Genomic DNA, 3,043 nt, shown 5'->3' with positions numbered 1-3,043 from the left:
CGGTAAGAAGGCCGCCTGCGCCGCCCACGAGCGCTCCCAGGCCCGCGCCGGCCGCGGCATCGTCGCCGGCTTCCGAGGTCTCGTCCCCCCGATACCAATTGTCGGAATTGTTCGCCACGATGCTGATGTCGTCTCTCGGCACGCCAATCGCTTCCAGCTCGCTTACTGCGTCGGACGCGTCCTGATAGTCATCGAAAAGTCCGGTGACAGTCGTCATGTTTCACTCCATCGTCTGAGTTCGGTTATTGAGCGCCGGCAACCACGTTGCCTTTGAAATCGAGCGCTACGGCTACCTGCTTTCCGTCTTTCTCGGCGGTGCCGCGCCAGATGCCCTGGTCGTCCTTCGTCAATGTGCTGACATTGGCGAAGCCGGCATCCTGGATCCGTGATTTCGCCTGGGCTTCCGTAAAGCTGTTCGCTCCAGGCACCGGAGCGGATGCGTTCTGGTCTGTGTCTGTCGCTGCGGGTGCGGTGCTGGTCGTTGCCGTATTGTCGGTTTTGCCGGAGGCGATCTTTTCGATCATCTCCTGATGCATCTTGAGTGTCGGCAATGTCTGCTGTGCGAATGCCTTGAGATCCGTGTTGTCGCCGTCGGCCGCATAGTCCTGGAACAGCTTGACCGCGTCGGCGTGCGCGTCTTGCTGCATCTTCACGTAAGACTGGTCGGCTGACCCGTTCGTCGATCTCAACGCCTCGAGGTCACTCTTGTGATTGGCGTCCGTCTCCGCCGGAACCTGCAATTTCTGCTCGCCGGCGATCGACTGCAGTTTGGCGTTGGCGGCGCCGTGATCGGTAATCATTTTCAGGGCAAAGTCGTTGATGGCCTGATCTTTCGCCTTGGCCTGGACGATCTTGCTGGACTCGACTTCGAAGATCCCACCTTGCGCGGCCTTGTTGACGAAATCCTGCGCCTTTTCGGCACTGAGCGCCGGATGGGCAAAACCCAGTCCGACCGCCGTGCAGAGCGCAGCCGATAGCAAATGAAGTTTCATGGATATCCTCCAACGCACAGAATTGTGCCTGGAAGACAAACAGAGGGGCGCAGCGTTTGTTCCAACAATCGGTGCCACCCCCGCACTGAGAAATTGGCGTCCCGAGCTTCGCGTCTGTGCATAAAAGTGCACGGGGCGTCGGGTAGTGTCTGCAGCCGGGACGCCCTATCTTTCCGGCATGCCCGCGCGCCGAAAAATCGACCCGACCGCAAAATTGATCGCCGAGTGGCCGCTATCGCCGGCGGCGACACTGGGATCGCCCATGCGGACGAGGGGCATTTTCCTCGAGATCCGCTCGCGTCTGCCGCCTGCGCTCAGAAACTTGCTTCACATCGAATCCCGGGTGCTGACCTTGCGACTGCCGGAGGCCTCTGAGGCAGATGTCGATGCGGCAACGGCGATCGTGTCCAAAGCCATGCAGGACATCGAAGACCTACCCGTGATTCCCCGTGAAATCGAGGACATCCTGACGATCTCCTCTGGCGAGCGGCACCGATGGCTGAAGGACGGTCGACTTGAGAGCGCGGGGACCAGAACGGTCAACCTTCGCGGCCGCGCCAGGAAGATCACATTCCACGTGTTCGACCCACGCCACATCGAGGATGTGCTCGACCGCGACCTGGTCACCGTCTGGCGCGAGCACGACGCCGCCACCCGCGCCGAGAACCGGCGACGCGCTGCCGCAAAGGCGGCATTTAAGCGCGCGCAGAAGAGGGGGCGTGAGGCTCCCCATTCAGCAAGGAATGGGCGAGACGAAAGCTCGAAGGCCAAACTGCGCGGTTGGGACGATTTTGAGAGCGAAGGGCTGCTGCGCTGACAAGCGGCTCGGGCATCAGGCCGAGAATCTTCCAATATCGATCGTGATCTCAAGGACAATTCCGGCCGGGTCCCAACCTCGTACGAATCCGCCAAGCTCACTCGCCGCGGCGCGGATCAAGCGGCTCCCGAAACCTTCGTCTTCGGTTGCGACCGGAGATGGTCCTCCTACCTCCCTCCATTGGACAGTCACCTTACCGTCGCTATTGGAGCAAGCGATCTCTATGGAGCCGGCGGCCGCCGAGAGGCTGCCATGTTTGGCAGCGTTGGTGGCGAATTCGTGTAGCAAAAGAGAAAGCGGCGTGATCATCGCTGAAGGCACCGGCATATCGATGCCACTGATCGCGAAGCGGGGATGCTCGTCAGCTCCATGGCGGTATGGCGCGAGGATAGCGGCGATCAATGCATGTAGGCTCGTCGCGACCTGAACAGAGGGGCCAGTCGAGGGGAGCATCGTCAGCGCATGCGCCCGCGCGAGGGCGCCGAGCCGGTCAGAAACGGTGGAGGCGAGCGCGGCCGGCGTTTCAGCGGCTGACGCACTCAAATTGACGATGGAGCTTGCGATGGCAAAGAGATTCTTCACGCGGTGGTCCATCTCGCGAAGCAGCAGCTCCCGCTGCTCTTGCGCGCGCAGTCGCTCGGAAATGTCACGGGCGATCTTGGACGCACCGACAATTGCGCCAGACGCGTCCGCGATTGGGGAAACGGTCAAAGAGATGGGAATGCTGCTGCCATCCTTGCACAGGCGAACGGTCTCGAAATGCTCGACATGCTCTCCATTGCGAATGCGCGCCAGAATCTCCCGCTCCTCATTCTGGCGATCGGGCGGTATCAGCAACATGAGCGGACGTCCGATCATTTCCTTGCGGCCGTAGCCGTAGAGACGCTCGGCGCCGCTGTTCCAGTCCGTGACGATGCCATCCGTATCGGTCGCGATGATTGCATCATCCGAGGATTCGACGAGCGCGCTCAGTCGCGCTGCCGTTGTTTCCGCCCGCTTCCGTTCGATGGCAAACCCGAGTTGACGGGCAATGGTCAAAGCAAGTTCGCGTTCACGATCTGCGAAGCGATGGGGTGCTGGATAGTAGACCATGAACTTGCCGACGAGCTCGTGGGAGCTGGCAAGCGGGATAAAGGCCAGCGCTTCGATTCCCTCGCCAAGGACCGTGTCGATGAGTTGCCGAGATTCACCGCTGAGACGAATATCCTCGACAAGGATTGGCTCGGCATTGTGC

Annotated in this window: 4 protein-coding genes; 1 reads left to right on the top strand and 3 read right to left on the bottom strand. The window is 60.9% G+C overall.

Annotated features, from left to right (window positions below):
• The coding region (locus tag EN742_RS29970; RefSeq protein WP_348632869.1) for a general stress protein at nucleotides 1-217 on the bottom strand (217 nt) is incomplete at its 3' end.
• Nucleotides 218-242: 25 nt separating this feature from the next.
• The gene (locus tag EN742_RS29965; protein WP_126056314.1) at nucleotides 243-992 is read right to left on the bottom strand and encodes a DUF4142 domain-containing protein; all 750 of its coding nucleotides are present in this window, start codon (nucleotides 990-992) and stop codon (nucleotides 243-245) included.
• A gap of 178 nt (nucleotides 993-1,170) precedes the next feature.
• On the opposite strand from EN742_RS29965, the gene EN742_RS29960 reads away from it, so the two are divergent.
• On the top strand, nucleotides 1,171-1,809 hold the full coding sequence (locus EN742_RS29960; RefSeq protein WP_126059226.1) for a hypothetical protein: 639 nt from the start codon (nucleotides 1,171-1,173) through the stop codon (nucleotides 1,807-1,809).
• 15 nt (nucleotides 1,810-1,824) lie between these two features.
• Here the strand turns inward: EN742_RS29960 and EN742_RS29955 are convergent.
• On the bottom strand, nucleotides 1,825-3,043 hold a 1,219-nt coding region (locus EN742_RS29955), incomplete at its 5' end, for a PAS domain S-box protein (RefSeq protein ID WP_128333613.1).

The organism is Mesorhizobium sp. M4A.F.Ca.ET.020.02.1.1, from assembly GCF_004022645.1.
Classification (GTDB): Bacteria; Pseudomonadota; Alphaproteobacteria; order Rhizobiales; family Rhizobiaceae; genus Mesorhizobium.
Note: the sequence above shows the minus strand (reverse complement) of the source record. Positions and strands in the feature narration are given on the sequence as shown.

Bases quoted from the DNA above. Each gene is read 5' to 3' on its own strand.
- EN742_RS29965 (WP_126056314.1), bottom strand. From the start codon at position 992: ATGAAACTTCATTTGCTATCGGCTGCGCTCTGCACGGCGGTCGGACTG.
- EN742_RS29960 (WP_126059226.1), top strand. From the start codon at position 1,171: ATGCCCGCGCGCCGAAAAATCGACCCGACCGCAAAATTGATCGCCGAG.